At 68.4% G+C, this 17,331-nt stretch carries 15 protein-coding genes and 1 tRNA gene; 7 read left to right on the forward strand and 9 right to left on the reverse strand.

Features of this window, described 5'->3' with window-relative positions; all coding sequences use genetic code 11:
- Window positions 1-85: 85 nt before the first annotated feature.
- The gene (locus VGD28_RS09950; protein ID WP_331028188.1) at window positions 86-259 is read left to right on the forward strand and encodes a hypothetical protein; all 174 of its coding nucleotides are present in this window, start codon (window positions 86-88) and stop codon (window positions 257-259) included.
- 461 nt (window positions 260-720) lie between these two features.
- Here the strand turns inward: VGD28_RS09950 and VGD28_RS09955 are convergent.
- Window positions 721-797 (reverse strand) — tRNA-Arg (locus tag VGD28_RS09955).
- A gap of 85 nt (window positions 798-882) precedes the next feature.
- On the opposite strand from VGD28_RS09955, the gene VGD28_RS09960 reads away from it, so the two are divergent.
- Window positions 883-1,386, forward strand: a complete 504-nt coding sequence (locus VGD28_RS09960; protein ID WP_331028189.1) for a hypothetical protein — start codon at window positions 883-885, stop codon at window positions 1,384-1,386.
- Window positions 1,387-1,484: 98 nt separating this feature from the next.
- On the forward strand, window positions 1,485-2,123 hold the full coding sequence (locus tag VGD28_RS09965) for a YceI family protein (protein WP_331028190.1): 639 nt from the start codon (window positions 1,485-1,487) through the stop codon (window positions 2,121-2,123).
- Between the two features lie 4 nt (window positions 2,124-2,127).
- Here the strand turns inward: VGD28_RS09965 and VGD28_RS09970 are convergent, their stop codons facing one another.
- Entirely contained in the window at window positions 2,128-2,529 is a 402-nt protein-coding gene (locus VGD28_RS09970; RefSeq protein WP_331028191.1) for a BLUF domain-containing protein, read from the reverse strand.
- 245 nt (window positions 2,530-2,774) lie between these two features.
- Here VGD28_RS09970 and leuA point away from each other — a divergent pair, with 245 nt between their 5' ends.
- The 3 genes from leuA (at window position 2,775) to VGD28_RS09985 (ending at window position 6,201) form a co-directional block, all read left to right on the forward strand.
- Window positions 2,775-4,448, forward strand: a complete 1,674-nt coding sequence (leuA, locus tag VGD28_RS09975; protein ID WP_331028192.1) for a 2-isopropylmalate synthase — start codon at window positions 2,775-2,777, stop codon at window positions 4,446-4,448.
- 104 nt (window positions 4,449-4,552) lie between these two features.
- Complete coding sequence (argJ, locus tag VGD28_RS09980; RefSeq protein ID WP_331028193.1) at window positions 4,553-5,776, forward strand: bifunctional glutamate N-acetyltransferase/amino-acid acetyltransferase ArgJ; 1,224 nt, start codon at window positions 4,553-4,555, stop codon at window positions 5,774-5,776.
- A gap of 98 nt (window positions 5,777-5,874) precedes the next feature.
- Entirely contained in the window at window positions 5,875-6,201 is a 327-nt protein-coding gene (locus VGD28_RS09985) for a hypothetical protein (RefSeq protein ID WP_331028194.1), read from the forward strand.
- A 52-nt stretch (window positions 6,202-6,253) separates the two neighbouring features.
- Here the strand turns inward: VGD28_RS09985 and VGD28_RS09990 are convergent, their stop codons facing one another.
- The 5 genes from VGD28_RS09990 to VGD28_RS10010 form a co-directional block, all read right to left on the reverse strand.
- Window positions 6,254-6,949: a hypothetical protein gene (locus VGD28_RS09990; RefSeq protein ID WP_331028195.1), complete on the reverse strand. Its 696-nt coding sequence runs from the start codon at window positions 6,947-6,949 to the stop codon at window positions 6,254-6,256.
- 10 nt (window positions 6,950-6,959) lie between these two features.
- Entirely contained in the window at window positions 6,960-7,286 is a 327-nt protein-coding gene (gene trxA / locus VGD28_RS09995) for a thioredoxin (protein WP_066581138.1), read from the reverse strand.
- A 51-nt stretch (window positions 7,287-7,337) separates the two neighbouring features.
- Entirely contained in the window at window positions 7,338-10,745 is a 3,408-nt protein-coding gene (gene addA, locus VGD28_RS10000; protein WP_331028196.1) for a double-strand break repair helicase AddA, read from the reverse strand.
- Window positions 10,726-13,680: a double-strand break repair protein AddB gene (gene addB / locus VGD28_RS10005; RefSeq protein WP_331028197.1), complete on the reverse strand. Its 2,955-nt coding sequence runs from the start codon at window positions 13,678-13,680 to the stop codon at window positions 10,726-10,728. The genes addA and addB overlap by 20 nt, the downstream gene beginning before the upstream one ends.
- A gap of 91 nt (window positions 13,681-13,771) precedes the next feature.
- The gene (locus VGD28_RS10010) at window positions 13,772-14,497 is read right to left on the reverse strand and encodes an SDR family oxidoreductase (protein WP_331028198.1); all 726 of its coding nucleotides are present in this window, start codon (window positions 14,495-14,497) and stop codon (window positions 13,772-13,774) included.
- Window positions 14,498-14,642: 145 nt separating this feature from the next.
- On the opposite strand from VGD28_RS10010, the gene VGD28_RS10015 reads away from it, so the two are divergent.
- The gene (locus VGD28_RS10015; protein ID WP_331028199.1) at window positions 14,643-15,539 is read left to right on the forward strand and encodes an AraC family transcriptional regulator; all 897 of its coding nucleotides are present in this window, start codon (window positions 14,643-14,645) and stop codon (window positions 15,537-15,539) included.
- Between the two features lie 58 nt (window positions 15,540-15,597).
- Here VGD28_RS10015 and VGD28_RS10020 read toward each other — a convergent pair whose 3' ends face one another.
- Together VGD28_RS10020 and VGD28_RS10025 are read right to left on the reverse strand one after the other, a co-directional pair.
- The gene (locus tag VGD28_RS10020) at window positions 15,598-16,296 is read right to left on the reverse strand and encodes a nucleotidyltransferase family protein (RefSeq protein WP_331028274.1); all 699 of its coding nucleotides are present in this window, start codon (window positions 16,294-16,296) and stop codon (window positions 15,598-15,600) included.
- 59 nt (window positions 16,297-16,355) lie between these two features.
- On the reverse strand, window positions 16,356-17,321 hold the full coding sequence (locus tag VGD28_RS10025) for an aminoglycoside phosphotransferase family protein (RefSeq protein ID WP_331028275.1): 966 nt from the start codon (window positions 17,319-17,321) through the stop codon (window positions 16,356-16,358).
- Window positions 17,322-17,331: the final 10 nt, after the last annotated feature.

Consider the following 17,331-nt stretch of genomic DNA (forward strand, 5'->3'; position numbering starts at 1 on the left):
TCTCACGGCGGATGGACCAGCGGCGGGAATTCTACTACGGTGGTCGGGTATATTTATACTACGTGCGACGGCCAAATGATTCAAGTTGGCCGTATTTACCCAAGCCAGAGTTATGATTACTTTCCAGCGCCGGACTCGAATGGCGGCGCGTGCTGATATCATCAATCTGTTCAACGATCGCAACTATAACGACTTCAATGCCACGACTGACCTGCGCGATCCGAACAACTTCAACATCGACGCCCCCCGCGGACCATGAAGCTATCGACCGGCTTCAACTTCTAAGCACCCACTCCCTTTAGGGCGTGCGACCGGGTATCCCACCCGCACGCCCTTTTCCTTGTGCGCGTGGGACAGCTCCGGCAACGCGCCACACTGCGCATGGCGAGCCCCCAGCATCAGGAGCCGTAGAAGCCCCCGTCAGCGCCTACGGGCGTCCAGCCCGCTCCACGGCCGAATTCCGGGATAAATGGAGGTCAGGCTTGCAGAAGCCCGGACGGACCCCGCAGACATTTTCATCCCCTGCGAGCTCGCAGGCTTGCAATGTTGGATTTCGTCTGATCCAATCCGGATGGCGGCAACTCGCCGTCCGCTCTTTGACCCGTCGAACGCGTGCACCGCACCGGAAGAACGCGCGATGGCGTCAACTCAGTGTAAACTTCGCGCGCCGCCAGAAACGACAAAGCCCCGCCGGGTCCCAAGACCTGGCGGGGCTTTGAATGGCGCGCCCGGAACGATTCGAACGTCCGACCCTCAGATTCGTAGTCTGATGCTCTATCCAGCTGAGCTACGGGCGCGCAGTGGAGGGGCGCAGATAGAAGCGCTTTTCGGGAAAGGCAACCCCGTTGCGCACAGTTTCTTCACCGCATAGACCAGCCCGCGATGCGACGCCCCATTTTCCTCGCTGCGCTGGCCCTGCCCCTGGGCTTGCCGGCCGCCTGCACCACGCCGGACGGCGGCTATCCCTCGCTGCTCCCGCGCCCGATCGAGAGCCGCGACGATGCCGAGCCGGTGCGACCGGACCCGGTCGCGGCACCCGATGCGGCGCTCGACGCGCGCATCGCCCAACGGCGCGAGGCTGCGATGGCTGCCGCGAAGCGCTTCCAGGCTGCCGCGATCATTGCCGAATCGCGCATAGCGGTTGCTCGCGGCGTTGCCATGGGCAGCGAATCCTGGGTCGCGGCGCAGACCGCGCTGGCCGATCTCGATGCGATCCGCGGCGAGACGGTCGCGCTGGTCACCGATCTGGAAGAGGCTGCCTCGGCGCGTGCGCAGGCAGGCACCCCTGCCTATCCCGCGCTCGACGCCGCGATCGACGAGATCGGCGGTCAGGCGCGCGCGCAGGCTGAGCGCTCCAGGGCGCTGGAAGACGCGCTCGCGGGCTGAACACCCGCAAACGGAAACCCTGCGTTCGCCAATCGTTGTTTGACCGCCGCGCCCGGCCCGCCGACACTCCGCGCGGTTCGATCAGGGGAGTATTGCCAATGCGTCTCGTCCTCGCCGCCTTCGCGGCCACCCTCGCCATCGCCACGCCGATCGTCGCCCAGCAGATGCAGAAGCCGGGCTCGAAAAGCACCGCAGCGATCACCGGCGGCAGCTACACCGTCGATCCGGGGCACACGCTGGTCCGCTGGCAAGTCGATCATTTCGGTTTCACCCCCTATTGGGGCCTGTTCGGCGGCATCACCGGTACCGCGACCTTCGACAAGGCAAATCCCGCGACGTCGAAAGTGGACATCACCATCCCCGTATCGAAGGTCACGACGGCCAGCGAAGGCCTGACTGCGCATCTGCTGCGGCCGGGCAAGGACGGCGGCAAGCCCGACTTCTTCGGCGCCGCCCCGGCCGACGCGCGCTTCGTCTCGACCAGCGTGGTGATCGACGAGGATGGCGACGAGGCGAAGGTCACCGGCAACCTGACGCTCAACGGCGTGACCAGGCCGGTGACGCTCGACGTCGACTTCTATGGCGCGGGCAAGAACCCGCCGCAGATGGGGGGCAAGGAGAATGTCGGGTTCGAGGCGGAGGCGACGATCCGCCGCAGCGATTTCGGCATCAACTTCGGCATCCCGCTGGTGAGCGACGCGGTCGAGCTCAAGATCGCCGCCGCCTTCGTCAAATAGCGGGTCAGGCAGCTTCGCGCGCCGACACCAGCTCCAGGAACGGCGCGCGAATCTCCTCTGTGGCATGCTCCATCATCCGCCGGACACGCTGGTCGTGCACATCGGACAGCGCGTCGGCGGTCTTGTGCGCCATCGCCCAATAGCCGAATGCGCGACGCTCCACGGTCCGCTCGGCGATCGTGACGATCGCGCGGTGCCGCGTATCCGCGCAGATCCGCGCGTAACAGGCGTCGACGGCTTCCTCTCCGCCCTCGATTACCTGCAGAAAGCGATAGCCATCGGTCCACAACAGCCCGGTGATCCCGTCGAGTGCGTTGTTGTGCCGCGACTCCTCAAGGATGGCGATCACGTCCGCCGGCTGCCCATCGGCACGCGCGCTGACGCTGGCATAGAGAATTTGTTTCATCTTTGCAGGAGCTTGCACGTTGGAAGCGGCGCTTGCAACCGCTCAAGATCAAACTTGCCCGTCGCTCTGGACATTTCTTGCTCCGGCGGTCTATCTGCGGCGTCAGATGTTGCGCACGCTTCGCCTTCGCCTGCTTCGACTTACGCGCCCTTAGGCGCGTGAACCTGCGCGGCTGCATGCCGGCGCACACGGCCTAAGGGCAGACCGAATCCCGAACGCCACGATTTTTCGAAGCGAGACCGAACATGTTGCGCGACCCGAGCGTCAAGTACCGCCCCTTCCCTCAGATCGACCTGCCCGACCGGCAATGGCCGTCGAAGACGATCGCCCGCGCCCCGCGCTGGCTGTCGACCGACATGCGCGACGGCAACCAGGCGCTGATCGATCCGATGGATGCGGAGAAGAAGACCCGCTTCTTCGACCTGATCTGCCGCGTCGGCATCAAGGAGATCGAGGTCGGCTTCCCCGCCGCCGGGGCGACCGAGTTCGACTTCATATCGAGCCTCGTCCGCGAGAATCGCATCCCTGATGACGTGACGGTGCAGGTGCTGACCCAGTCGCGCCGCGACCTCATCGAGACCAGCTTCGAGAGCCTGCGCGGCGCGCCGAAGGCGATCGTCCATCTCTACAACGCCGTCTCGCCCGCATGGCGCCGGATCGTGTTCGGGATGAGCCGCGAGGAGATCAAGGGCATCGCGGTCGAGGGCGCCAAGGTGCTGCGCGACTGCGCCGCAGCTCAGCCGAACACCGACTGGCGGTTCGAGTACAGCCCCGAGACCTTCTCGACCGCCGAGCTCGATTTCTCGGTCGAGGTGTGCGCGGCGGTGATGGAGGTGCTGCAACCGACCGCGGAGCGGCCGATCATCTTCAACCTGCCAGCGACGGTCGAATGCGCGACGCCCAACGTCTATGCCGACCAGATCGAGTGGTTCTGTCGCAACATCCCCAACCGCGATGCGGTGGTGGTGTCGCTGCACACCCATAACGACCGTGGCACCGGCGTCGCCGCGGCCGAGCTGGGGCTGATGGCCGGTGCCGACCGCGTCGAGGGCTGCCTGCTCGGCAATGGCGAGCGCACCGGCAATTGCGACCTCGTGACCGTCGCGCTCAATATGTACACGCAGGGCATCGATCCTGGGCTCGATTTCTCCGATATCGACGAGATCGTGAACACGGTGCAGTATTGCACCAACATCCCGGTCCACCCGCGCACGCCCTATGCCGGCGACCTGGTGTTCACCGCCTTCTCGGGCAGCCATCAGGACGCGATCAAGAAGGGTTTCGCCGCCCAGGAAGCGCGCAACGACGAGATCTGGGAGGTGCCGTACCTGCCGATCGATCCCGCCGATCTCGGCCGCAGCTACGAGGCGGTGATCCGCGTCAACTCGCAGTCGGGCAAGGGTGGCGTCGCCTGGGTTCTGGAGCAGGACAAGGGGCTGAAGTTGCCCAAGCGCCTCCAGGCCGATTTCAGCCGCCACGTCCAGCGGCTGGCGGACGAGAGCAGCCGGGAGCTCAATGCCCAGGATATCTGGGCGGCATTCGTCGAGGCCTATCGCCTCGAGCATCCGCAACGCTTCACGCTGGGCGCCTATGACGAGACGCGCTCGGCGAACGGCGAGCGCATCTTCGCGGGCGCGATCGAGGTCGACGGCGTGCAGCAGTCGGTCAGCGGGCGCGGCAACGGCCTGATCTCCAGCGTCGTCGCGGCGATGCGCGAGGGCTTCGGTGTCGAGCTCGACATCGCCGACTATGCCGAGCACGCAATCGGCCATGGCTCGGGCGCGCAGGCCGCCGCCTATGTCGAATGCCGTACCGCCGACGGACGAACCGTCTGGGGTGTCGGCATCGACGAGGATGTCGCCACGGCGAGCGTGCGCGCGGTGCTGAGCGCCGCGGGCGCGGCTGGCGCGGCGGAATAACTCAAGCAACCGTTCGTACTGAGCTTGTCGAAGCACCGCCCTTTCCTCGAGGTTAGAAGAACGGCCCTTCGACAAGCTCAGGGCGAACGGTAAGGAACAGGATCATGCAGCGCTCCCCCCTCGCCCCACTCGGCTTCCCCTATCTCCCCCCGATCGCGGGTGTGACGCTGCGTGTCGCCCGCGCGCACTATAAGACATGGGACCGCTGCGACCTGACCTTCGTCACGCTCGACGAGGGCACGAGCGTCGCCGGCGTCACCACCACCAGCAAATGCCCCTCGCCGGAAGTCGAATGGTGCCGCGAGGCGCTGGCGCTGGGCAAGGCGCGCGCGCTGGTGGTCAACGCGGGCAATAGCAATGCCTTCACCGGCAATCGCGGCCGCGCGGCGGTCGAGGCGATCGCGGCGCGGGTCGCGGGGCATCTGGATTGCCAACCCTCTGACGTGTTCGTCTCCTCGACCGGCGTGATCGGCGTGCCGCTGCCGATCGACAAGGCCGAGGCGGGGCTCGACGCCGCCTTCGCCGCGAGCCCATGCGGCTGGGAGGATGTCGCCAGGACCATCGGCACCACCGACACCTTCGAGAAGGGGGCCGTCACCACCGCGGTGGTCGGCGGCAAGACCGTCAGCCTGGTCGGCGTCATCAAGGGCAGCGGCATGATCGCACCCGACATGGCGACGATGCTCGGCTATGTCTTCACCGACGCCGCGGTCGATCCCGCCTTCCTCCAGCGCGCACTGTCGGAGGCGAACGGCAAGAGCTTCTCGTGCATCACGGTCGACAGCGACACCTCGACCAGCGACACCGTGCTCGCTTTCGCCACCGGCAAGGCGGGCAACGCGCCGCTCATCGACGATGACAGCGACGGCGCCGACGCCTTTCGCGCGGCGCTGTCAGACCTGTGCCTGCGGCTCGCCCACCTCGTCGTGCGCGACGGTGAGGGTGCGTCGAAGTTCATCCGCATCGATGTCGATGGCGCCGAAAATGACCGCAGCGCGCACCGCATCGCGCTGAGCATCGCCAACTCGCCGCTGGTCAAGACCGCCATCGCGGGCGAGGACGCCAATTGGGGCCGCATCGTCATGGCCGTGGGCAAGGCCGGCGAGCCCGCCGACCGCGACCGCCTCGCCATCACCTTCGGCGGCGTGCAGGTGGCGCAGGCTGGTCTAGCGGTGGAGGGTTATGACGAAGCTCCGGTCGCCGAACATCTCAAGGGCCAGGAGATCGAGATCGGGGTCGACCTGGGCCTTGGCGACGGCCGCGCCACGATGTGGACCTGCGACCTGACGCACGGCTACATCTCGATCAATGCCGACTATCGCAGCTGAACGCAGGATAAGCCCGCCGTCGCTGCGGGTTCAGGCGCGGTCGCGTATCCAGAGTCGTCTGGCCCGTCCCGGTACGGGCATGATCATGGAGAGCAGACATGCGAATCTTGATTCTTGCGGCAACGCTGGGGGCCAGCGTGCTCGCGACGACCGCGCCGGCCCAAGCGCAATATTATGGCTCCCGGCACCGCGAAGTGCGCCAGGAGCAGCGCGAATGCGCGCGCGAGCTGCGCCACGCCCGGAACCGCTACGAATATCGCCGCGAGCAGCGCGAATGCCGCCGCGAGATCGCGCGTGCCCGCGCCGGTTATCGCGATCATGATCGTTGGGGCGACCGCCGCGATCGTCACTGGCGCGACCGCTATGACCGGTACGATCGCTATGACCGGTACGATCGCTATGACCGGTACGGCCGCCGCTACTGATTGGCTGAAATGAGGACGGGCGGGGCCGCAACGACCTCGCCCGCTTTCACCTCTACGGCGTGGTGGTGCGAACCACCTTGCCCGCTTCGTCGAGAAACCGGATCGAGGCGGCGCCATCCCCCTCGACCCGCAGCACGAGCCGCGGCCGCCCCGCGGCATCGCGCAGCGCGAGTTCGGAACTGCGGTCCGGCCGGCTGCCGAGATAGACCCGCTCGGCCTTGCCGAACCCGGCGCGTTCATGGGCCGCGTTCCGCGCCGGGCCGTCGGGCATCGCCCGGATCGCGGCCATCTGCTCGAACGCCATCGGCCTGTCGGGCCGGTCGTTCACCACCAGACCGGCGGAACGCTCCGCTCCGTCCTCGTACGAACGAAGCTGCACGGTCTGATCCTGCCGCCAGCGGTCGAAGGTCAGGCTGCCGGCATTGATCGGCTTGCCGTTCTTCAACCCGCCGTCGAACACGAGACCGCCATTCTCGGTCCCCTCGTCGTTGAAGAAGATCATCCCCGCTTCGGTGCGGTTGGGATGCGGATACTCGCGGTCCTCGACGATCAGCCCGCCGATATTGTCGCGGCCGGCGATGATCATGCGCAACGTGCCGTCATTCTCGCGGACGTTGATGCGCCTGACGTCGATCGTGTCGAACCGCTGCGGCGGGGTGGCGACGCCGGACAGGAGGGACCATCCCGCGATCGCCGTCATCACCGCCGCATAGGCGCCGACCGCACGTGAGGAGTCGATCCGCGGCATCGTGGTGGGATCAGACGACGCTCTCGATCCACGCCTTGAGCTTGGACTTGGTCGAGATGTCCTGAATGCCGACCTGCTGCGCGATCTTCTGTCCGTCCTTGTAGACGAACAACGTCGGAATGCCGCGGATGCCGAGGCTGCCGGGCGTATCCGGATTCTCCTCGATATTGAGCTTGGTGATCGTCACCTTGTCGGCCAGCTCCTCGGCCAGCTCTTCCAGGCTCGGCCCGATGATCTTGCACGGCCCGCACCATTCCGCCCAGAAATCGACGAGAACGGGCTTGTCCGACTGAAGGACGTCGGCTTCGAAGCTTGCATCGGTAACGGCCTTGGCCATCTCAAAATCTCCTTTGTGTTGGCGCCAACCTAGGGAGGCGGCCCGCCCCCCTCAAGCGTTTCGGATCAAGCTTTGCTCCGCCGCCGCGAAGCCCGGCTTGTGCGCCCCGACCAGAGCGTTCGGCAGCGCGAACAGCACCGGCCCGGCGGTATAGAGCAGCCCCGCCTCCACGCGCCGGCCCGGAAACACCACCTCCAGCGCGGCGACATAGGCGGCCATCTGGCGGATATGGTAGGGCGGCACCGCGTGGAGCGAATCCGGCGCACGGCGGCTGGTCTTAAAATCGACCACGAGCACGCGATCCGGGGTGACCAACAGCCGGTCGGCAGTCCCCGACACGACATGCCCGTCCGCCACCACCGCCGCGATCGGCGCCTCGGCCAGCGCATCCGGTCCGAACAGCTCGGCAAAGCGCGGGTCGGCGAGCACGCCAAGCGCCGCCGACGCCAGCTCGGCGCGCGCGCCGGCGTCGGCAACGCCCCCTGCTCCGGCCAGCCAGCGCTCCGCAGCTTCGGCGCGCCGTTCCGCGACGACCGCGGGCAGGCGCTCCAGCAACGCATGGATCAGCCGCCCTCGCTCCGCCGCCGCGCGAAGCGCCGGTCCGGGCGGCGGATCGGCCACCAGATCGTCGCCCAATGACGAGGGCGCAAGCGGCCGCGGGGGCCGCGCCTCGACCGGTGCAGGCAGCGTCGCCCAGGCTGGCAACTCCGCCACCGCATCCGCCACGCCAGCCCCGCGCGGCTTGCGCGCCACCGGCGGTTGCGGACGGCGGCCGGTGAAGGCGCGTTCGCCTTCGTCGTCCGCAATCCCCAGCGCATCGAATGCCGCACGCGACGCAGCATACCAGCTGGCGGCGGGAGCCTCACCCTTCGCCTTCGGCCCCAGCGCGCCCGCGATCACCAACCTTTCCTCGGCACGGGTGGCGGCAACGTAGAACAGCCGCCAATGCTCCTCCAGCTCGCGCGCCTCGGCTTGGCTGACCGCGGCGTCCACCGGCCCGCCGCGCTCCGCCTTGCCCGGACGGAACACCGGGAAAGCGGCTCCGTCATGCCCCTCGGGCGCCCATTTCACGAAATCGCCGCGATTGCCGCCCTGCGGATCGGCGGTAGCATCGGCGAGGATCACCAAAGGCGCCTGAAGTCCCTTGGCGCCGTGCGCGGTCATCACCCGCACCGCATCCTGCGGCTGGGCGGCATCGCGCACGATCTCGACATCCCCCCGGTCGAACCAGTCGAGGAAGCGCTGGAGCGTCGGCGTCGCCAGCCCCTCGAAACCGAGCGCCGCAGTCACCAGCTCCTCGACCGGATCGAGCGCTTCCTTGCCCAGCCGTTTCAGCAGCTTGCGGCGTCCGTCCATCTCGCCCGACAGGATCGTCTCGAGGAACCGGTGCGGCGTCATCAGGTCGGCGCGCGCGAGCAGGCCATAGAGCGGCGCGAGCCGTTCGTCGGGCTGGGTCGCGCGCAGGTGCCGCCACAGGCTGCCGCGCTCGCGCAGCGCCGCATGCATCAGCTCGTCCTGCGTCCAGCCGATCAGCGGCGACACCAGCAGCGCGGCGAGCGAAAGATCGTCGTCCGGCTGCAACGCAAACCGGACCGCCGCCAGCAGATCCTGCACCGCCAGCGGCGCATTGAGCCGCAGCCGATCGACGCCCGCCACCGGCACCCCCTCGGCATGCAGCCGCGCGACCAGCAGCGATGCGAGCTCGCCGCGGCGCTTGACCAGGATCATCACATCCTCGGGCCGCAGCGTCCGCCCCTTGCTCTCCAGCTCGAGCGTGCCGATCCAGCTCTTGATCTGGCGCGCGATACGGTTGGCAAGCTCGCGCGTCGCATCGTCGATCCAGCCTTCCTCATCCTCCGGATCGCCGCCTGCCACGACCGGGGGCCACAGCGTGACGGTGCCCGGGCCGGCGACGCGGCTGGCATGGATTTCGGACTCGGTCCCCATTCCCGGCTCGGGCAGCGCCGCCACCGCGGCATCGACGAACTCAAGGATCGGTGCGGTCGAGCGGAACGAGTGGGTGAGCGATAGGCGTTCGAGCGTACCATCGGAACGCGCGGCGAAATGCTTCTCCGCCGCAACGAAGTTGATCGGGTCGGTACCTTGGAAGCCGAAGATCGCCTGCTTGTGATCGCCCACAGTGAACAGTGTGCGCACTTCCTCGCCATGCGCGCCCTCGCCCGCGAAGAACTCATCGGCCAGCGCACGCACGATGCGCCACTGCGCGGTATTGGTGTCCTGCGCCTCGTCGATCAGCACATGGCTGGTCGCCTGGTCGAGCTTGAAGCGGATCCAGTCGCCCATGCCGGGCTGGTCGAGCAGCGCCACGGTGCGACCGATCAGATCGTCGAAATCGACCGCACCGGCACGGCGTTTTGCCGCCTGGTAGGCCGCGGCATATTCGCGCCCCGCGGCCAGCCCCTGCGCAAGCAGATCGGCATAGCCCGCGCGCGCGATCATTCCCGCGACCGCGATGCATGCCTCGCCCAGCTCCGCCGCCAGCGTCTCATAGTCCGGATCGATCGCCGCGAGCTTCGGCGACACCTTCTTGGGCTCGTCCTTGGCGGTCAGCACGATCTTGCGCAGCTCGCCCAGCCTCGCCACGCGGTCAGCCGGTTCCGCTGCAAGCCATGCCGCCGCGACCGCCGCCGCCTCGGTTCCGGTCGCCGTGCCCCAGGCGTGATTGGCGTCGGCGATCCGCCGTACCCCCTCGATGTCGAAGGCGTCGTCGGCACACCAGCGCGCCGCTTCCTCCAGCACGTCGCCCAGCGGCAATCCCATCGCGCGCCGCAACCAGGGCTGGACGCCCGAGGGCAGCGCCGCCATCGCGTCGGGCGATTTGGCGCAGGCGTGCAGGAACGCCTCGGCCTTGCCCTCGCCCAACCGCAAGCTCAGCGCGCCGACCGCGTCGATCAGCGCGTCCCGCCCCTCGCGCCCTGCATCGGCCAGCATCGCCGCCAGCGTATCGCGGGCAAGCGCCGTCTCCTCGCGCGCCTCGAGCGGGCGGAAGCCGGGGGTCAGCCCAGCCTCGACCGGAAAGGCGGAAAGCAGGGTCTGGCAGAAGCTGTGGATCGTCTGGATCCGCAGCCCCCCGCCCGGCGCATCGAGCACCTTGGCGAACAGCGTCCGGGCAAAGGCTACGCGGTCGGGGCCAAAATCCTCGCCCAGCGCCTCCAGGTCGTTGGCGACATCTTCCCGCCTCGCACGCACCCAGTGCGCCAACCGCCCGCTGACGCGCGCCGCCATCTCCGCCGCGCCGGCCTTGGTGAAGGTCAGGCACAGGATCGCGCCGGGATCGACCCCGCGCAGCAACAGGCGGAACACGCGCGCCGCCAGCACCTGAGTCTTGCCGGTGCCGGCCGAGGCAGACAGCCATATGCTTGCGCCCGGATGCGACGCCGCGGCCTGATTGCCCGCCAGCGGCGGCAGCGCGCCCGAACTAGCGCCGCTCACGGCCATACCATTCGTCGCGGCGCATCAGCTGATCGTAATCCGCATAGGGCGCATATTCGGGATGCAGCTTGGCGGTGAACGGCGCGTCGCCAGTGAGATAGGCCCGCGCCGTCTCCATGAAATTCTCCGCGGCGACCGGCACGAACTCGTCAGGCAGCATCTTCCCATATTTGCCGCCCACGTCGACCGGCGACTGGATATAGCCGAACTCGCCACCCTTGCGCGCCAGCGACCAATATTCGAAACAGCTGGCCCGCCCGGAGATCCCTGAGAACCCGCCCCGCTCGGCGATCAGGCCCAGCAGGCCCAATTGCAGGCTGTATCCCGCGCGCACCGCCTTGGTGCTCGGCGGCTGGCCGGTCTTGTAGTCGATGATGCCGAGCGTGCCGTCGCCCATCGCGTCGATGCGGTCGAACTTGCCCTTGAGCGTCACCCCGGCGAAGTCGATCGATCCTTCCCGCTCGACCGCGAGCACGCGGCGCTCCGGCCGTGCCGCGATCTCGCGCACGATCCAGCGCACCGCCTCGATCAGCCGCGGCTGCCACAGTGCGCGCATCATCGGGTGTGCGCTGGCGAGCATGTCGAGCACGCGCGGCTCGAGCTTGTCGGGCGCGCAATCGTCGAGCTTCGCCCATTTCTCCAGCACGTCATGCACCGCCGTGCCGCGCCATGCCGCACTCGGATCGGCATCGACCGGATCAAGCTGGCGCAGCCGCAGCATGCGCTTGGCGTAGAAAGCGTAGGGGTCGGCCTTGAGCCGATCGACATCGGTCACCGGGATCACGCGGGGCCGGATCGCGGCAGGCGGGCTTGGCTCGGGCCGCGCTGCCGGCTCGTGCTTGCCGGGATCGTCGATCGCGCGGGCCCATGCAAGCAGATGTTCTGCCCGCCGCATGCCTTGCTTCCCGTCGTGCTCTGCCAATGCCTCCAGCCGCAGCCAGAAGCGCGAGGCGATGGTCGGCGCGCCGGCGTCACGCTTCGCCCGCGTCAGCAGCACCTCGCGCGCGCCCAGCCCCATCGCCAGATCGTGCGCCGACAGCCCGATCCGCCTCTCCAGCCCAGGCAGCCCCAGCTCGGACCGGATGCGCGGCGCGAGCCACGGGTCGGGCGCGGGCAGCCCCGGCCAGACGCCCTCGTTCAGCCCGCCCAGCACCAGCAAATCCGCGGTCTGCAGCCGCGCCTCGATCAAGCCATAGATGGCGAGCCGCGGATGCCCGCCCTGCGGCGGCCGCACCGCGATCTCGTCCATCAGCGTGCGCAGCATTGCCGTAAGGCTCTCCGGCTCGACCAGCGCCGGGCCATGCGCCGCCTCGCGCTCGAGGTCGTCGAGCAGCGCCGCAGCCGCGCGCCCGTCCGAACGTGCCCACAGGCCCTCGCCACACAGTGCGGTTGCGGTCTCACGCAGCTGTGCGAGCAACCCGGTCAGCGGCGCGGCGCCGCCCGCATAGAGCGCTTCCAGTGGCGCGAGCGACGGCGCGATCTCGCGCCACCAGCCCAGCGCCCTGCGGCGAACGTGCACGTCATGGCCCTCTTCGTCCGCCAGATGCGCCTCGATGCCCGCCAGCCCCATGGCGGGCCGCGGCCCGCGCAGCGCCAGATCGAGCGCGCGTGCGCCTTCCAGCCAGGCCAACCGGTCCTCCCCCGCCGCGACCAGCGGGTGCTTGAGCAGCGCCAGCAACGCGAGCGGCGCAAATGCCTGCGCGCCCGCCTCGGCCAGCGCGAGCAGCAGTGTGCCCGGCGGAAGGCTTGCCAGCGCCGTACCCGCCGAATCGTCGATCGCCAGCCCCCAGCGCGCACAGAGCGCCGCGACGCGCTTCGCGAGAGCACGGTCAGGCGTCACCAGGGCGGCCGTGCGCTCCTCGGTCTCCAGCGCCTCACGCAGTGCCAGTGCGATCGCCTGCGCTTCCTCGGCCGGGGTCGCGACTTCCAGCGCGCGCACCTCGGCCAGCCGCCGTTCGGCTGCGGGCAGTTCGCTCCACCCCTTGGTCAGCTCGGCCGGCATCATCGCGCTGGCGATCGCCTTGCTGCGCGCGGGCGGCGCATCGAGCTCAGTCGCGACGCGCCACGGCTCGATCTCGCCGCGCTGGATGCCCATCCGGTCGATCAGCAGCTTCAGGTGGAATTGTGGATGCGTCTCCAGCGACCGCTTGCGCCGTCCCGTCGCCGGATCCGCCTCGAACGGGCCAAGCATCGCCCATTCCCCCTCACCCATCGCCAGATCCACCGCCGGGAAGACCACTATCCCGCCGGGCAAGCCCGCCACAACGCGCAGCAGGCGCGCGATCGCGGGTGCCGAGGTGGTGATGCCCGCCGCGCAGACGAACCGGTCGGGCGGATCGCTGCGCCAGCGGGCGGCGACCCGGCCGAGCAGCCGGTTGCGCCGCTCGGCCAGATCGATCCTGCAAATTCTTTCAAGCTGTTGCGGCCATTTGCTCAACACGATCTCGAATAGGTCGAGCGAGCGTTGCCAATGTTCGGAGAGCTCGCCCACGGCCACGTCGCGCATGCGCCGCGGATCAATCTCCTCGACCAGCAGCTGATCGAGCGTCCGCGCCAGCTCCCCCGCCAGCCGCACCGCTTCGGCCGCATCGATCCCCGGCTGCCCGGCCTGCACCAGCCGGGCGAGGATCAGCCGCCGCTGAAGCGGATCGACAGCGGGTGGAACCGGATCCTCGTCATCGGCGGGGTCGAGGAACGGCCCCGCGGCCTCGTCCAGCTCGGGATCGCCCACCGCCACCAGCCGCGGCAGCAGCAGGCCGCCGCCGCTCGCGCGGACGAAGGCGTCGGTGATCGCCTTCTTCGCGCGGTTGGTCGGCACCAGCACGATCCCGCGCGCCAGCCGCAGCGGATCGCCGCCGAAACGGCGGATCAGCCCCTGCGCAAGCGCGTCTGCAAACGCCCGGTGCGGCGGGATCGTGTAGAGGTTGAGGCGTGCGGCCATTCCGGTCTCATTCCCTTCCCGGCCGGGAAGGTTGCTGAGCCGGAACCGTAGCGAGGCCACGCGCAGTTCGACAAGGCGATTGTGAAGCGGCCTACATCGGCGAGCCGCTGGGACGGACGATCACCTCGTTGACGTCCACGCCATCGGGCTGTTCGACCGCATAGCGGATCGCACGGCCGATCGCGTCGGGGCTGAGCGAGTTGGCGCGCCACACCTGAAGGCCTGCCGCAACCTCCGGATCGGAGATGTCGTGGCCCAGCTCGGTGGCGACCACGCCCGGCGAGATGATCGTCGCGCGAACCTCCGCATGCTCCTGACGAAGCCCCTCGGTGATCGCCCAGACGGCATATTTGGTCGCGCAGTACACCGCGCCGGTCGGCACCACGAGATGCGCGCCGATCGACGCGACGTTGACGACATGCCCGCCCTTCTGCGCCACGAAGCGCGGCAGCACCGCGGCGAGGCCGTTAAGCACGCCATGGATGTTGACGTCGATCATCCGCGCCCATTCGTCGCGCTTCAATGCGGCGAGCGGCGACAGCGGCATCACCCCGGCATTGTTGATCAACACATCCACCCGTCCGAACCGCTCGACTGCCGCGGCGCCGAACGCCTCGAAGCTCTGTGGGTCGGTGACGTCGAGCTCCTGCGCACCCACATGCGGGCCCAGCTCCTCCGCGAGTGCACGCAGCCGGTCGATCCGCCGCGCGCCGATCAGCAGCTTCGCGCCCGCCGCGGCAAGCTCACGCGCGGTCGCCTCGCCGATCCCGCTCGATGCGCCGGTGATGAGGATGGTCTTGTTGCTCAGTCCAGTCATGATCGGTCCTTTCTCATTTGGCGCGCCGCAAATGGGGCCGAACCCGCTGCAGCCGTTAGGCCGATCGCCCGAAGGATTTGCCCGATCCTCCAAAATCGCCGCGGACGGGCTTGCGGCTTTGGCGCCCGGGGTGGAAAACAGGCGCATGGAACGGATCGCGGAACTGGCGGAGCTGATCACGCGGCATATGCCGGAACCCGGCATGAACGGAACTGCGGCGCCGCGCCTGTCGCTGATCCGCGCCGATCGGCCGACGGTTGCTACGCCATCGGTCTATGAAGCATCGCTTTGCCTGATCGCCCAAGGGTCGAAGCGCGTCTCGCTGGGCGATCACAGCGTGGTCTATGACGCCGCGCGCTACCTTCTGGTGTCGGTCGACCTGCCGCTGGTGGGGCATGTCCTGGAGGCGAGTCCGCAAGCCCCCTATCTGTGTTGCAAGATCGACCTCGATCAGGCGGCGCTCACCGATCTCATCCTCGCGGAGGGCGGCACAGGCCCGCGGGACGATGCGCCGATGTTGGCCGTCTATCCCAGCGATCCCGATCTGGTCGATGCCGCCTGCCGGCTCGTGAGGCTGCTCGACCGCCCAGAGACCATTCCGGCGCTGATGCCGCTGATCGAGCGCGAGATCCTCTATCGATTGCTCACCGGCCCGCACGGGCCGACGCTGCGGCAAATGGCGGTGGCGGACAGCCGTCTGGGGCAGATCAAGCGCGCCATCACCCGAATCCGCCGCGGCTTTCACGAACAGCTCCGCATCGGCGAGATCGCCGCGGCGGCAGGCATGAGCGCCTCGTCGTTTCACGCGCATTTCAAGGCGGTGACGCGGATGACGCCGCTGGAATATCAGAAACAGCTGCGGTTGCAGGAGGCACGCCGCCTGATGCTGACCGAAGGCGCGAGCGCGGGATCGGCGGGATTCGCGGTGGGCTATGAAAGCCAGTCGCAGTTCAGCCGCGAGTATCGCCGCCTGTTCGGCGCCCCGCCACGACGCGACATCGAACGAATCCAGGTGTCCGGCGAGTATGTTGCCGCGGCTTGACCTAGGCTCGTTTTCAGCTTCGCTAAGCCGGCGCCGGCCCGCTCAACTGAAAACGACCCTAGCCGTCTGCCAGCACCGCTTCGGTCGCCGCGATGGCCGGTGGCGAGCCGACGTCGAACCACAATCCCTGATGCACCACGCCATAGGCGCGGCCGGCTTCGATCGCGCGCTCCCAGAAGAGGTTGGTCGAGAACGGCCCTTCCGGCCAGTCGCGGATCACGCGCGGGGACAGGATTTGCACGCCGGTATAGACGAAGGGCGCGAGCCGCCCCGGAGCGCGGCGGCGGGTGATCTTGCCGAACGCATCGATATGGAAATCGCCCTGTCCCGGATGACAATGCGCCCGGGCGAGCGGGACAAGCAGCAGCAGCGCGTCCATCTTCTCGTCGTCCCATGCCGCCGCGAGCTGGCGAATCGCGTCGATCGGCCCGTCGATCCACAGATTGTCGCTGTTGACGCAAAGGAACGGCGCGTCGCCCAGCAGGTCACGCGCCTGCACCAGCCCGCCACCGGTCTCCATCAGCTGCCCACGCTCGTCGGAGACGACGACGTCGATATCCTTCACCCGGTGGGTCACATGCGCCTCGAGCGCATCGGCCAGATAGTGGACATTGACCACCGCGCGCTTGACGCCCGCGCTGCGCAGCCGGTCGAACGCATGGTCGATCAGCGGCTTACCCGCCACCTCGATCAGCGGCTTGGGCCGCGTCGCGGTGAGCGGGCGCATCCGCTTGCCCAGCCCCGCTGCCATCACCATCGCCGTTTCCGGAACCGCCGCAGCCGGCGCCGGGCGCAGCGCGAGCGTCTTCTTGGCTGTCACGCCACCACCATCGGGTCGCCGCGCAGATGCGCAGGGATGTTCGCGTCGAACCAGGCGGCGACGGGCGCCAGCGCGGGATGCCTGAGGTCGCGCTCGAGATAGCCCCAGACGCGCGGGCACAGCCCGGGATAGCGCGGCTTGCCGTCCCGCTTCCACAGGCGCGTGAAGATGCCGATGATCTTCGCGTTCCGCTGGGCGCCCAGCACATGATAGGCGTCGAAGAAGCGGTCATCCGCCCCCGTGATCCGCCGGTAGCGGTCGAGCAAGGCGGCCTCCAGATCGGGATGCACGTCGCGGCGTGCGTCCTGCAGCAGCGAGACGAGATCATAGGCAGGATGGCCCGCCAGCGCGTCCTGGAAGTCGAGCAGGCCGAAGGTCTCGCTGCCCTCGATCAGCATCAGATTCTCGGCATGATAGTCGCGCAACACCGTCACCGGCGCGCCGTCGAGCGCGGGCGCGAGCACCGCGTCCCATGCCGCGGCATAGCCCCCGGCGTCGACATCCAACCCGACCGCCGGGCAATACCATTCCGTCAACAGCGCCGCCTCGCGCTGATAGACGCCGCGGTCATAGGGGCCGACATCGGCGGCCTCGTGCTCGCGCAGCCGCACCAGCACGTCGATCGCGGCCTCGTAGAGGCGCAGCTCGCTCTCGGGCGCGGCGTCGGCGGTCTCACGCAGCCGCGCGTCACCGAAATCCTCGATCAGCACGAGGCCCGTGGCCAGATCCTCGCCATAGATTTGCGGCGCCGCGAATCCGTGCCCGGTGAGCCAGCGCGCGATGTCGATGAACGGCCGTGGATCCTCCTGCGGCGGCGGCGCGTCCATCAGGATCGCGGTGCGCCCGGGTGCCTGCACGCGGAAATAGCGGCGGAACGAGGCGTCGCCGGCCAGCGGCAGGATCTCGCCATCCCCCCAACCCAGCTCCTTCAGGAAATAGGGTGCCCGGGCAGGCGGGTTCATGTCGGGAACG

The organism is Sphingomonas sp. (genome assembly GCF_036402235.1).
Taxonomy (GTDB): domain Bacteria; phylum Pseudomonadota; class Alphaproteobacteria; order Sphingomonadales; family Sphingomonadaceae; genus Sphingomonas.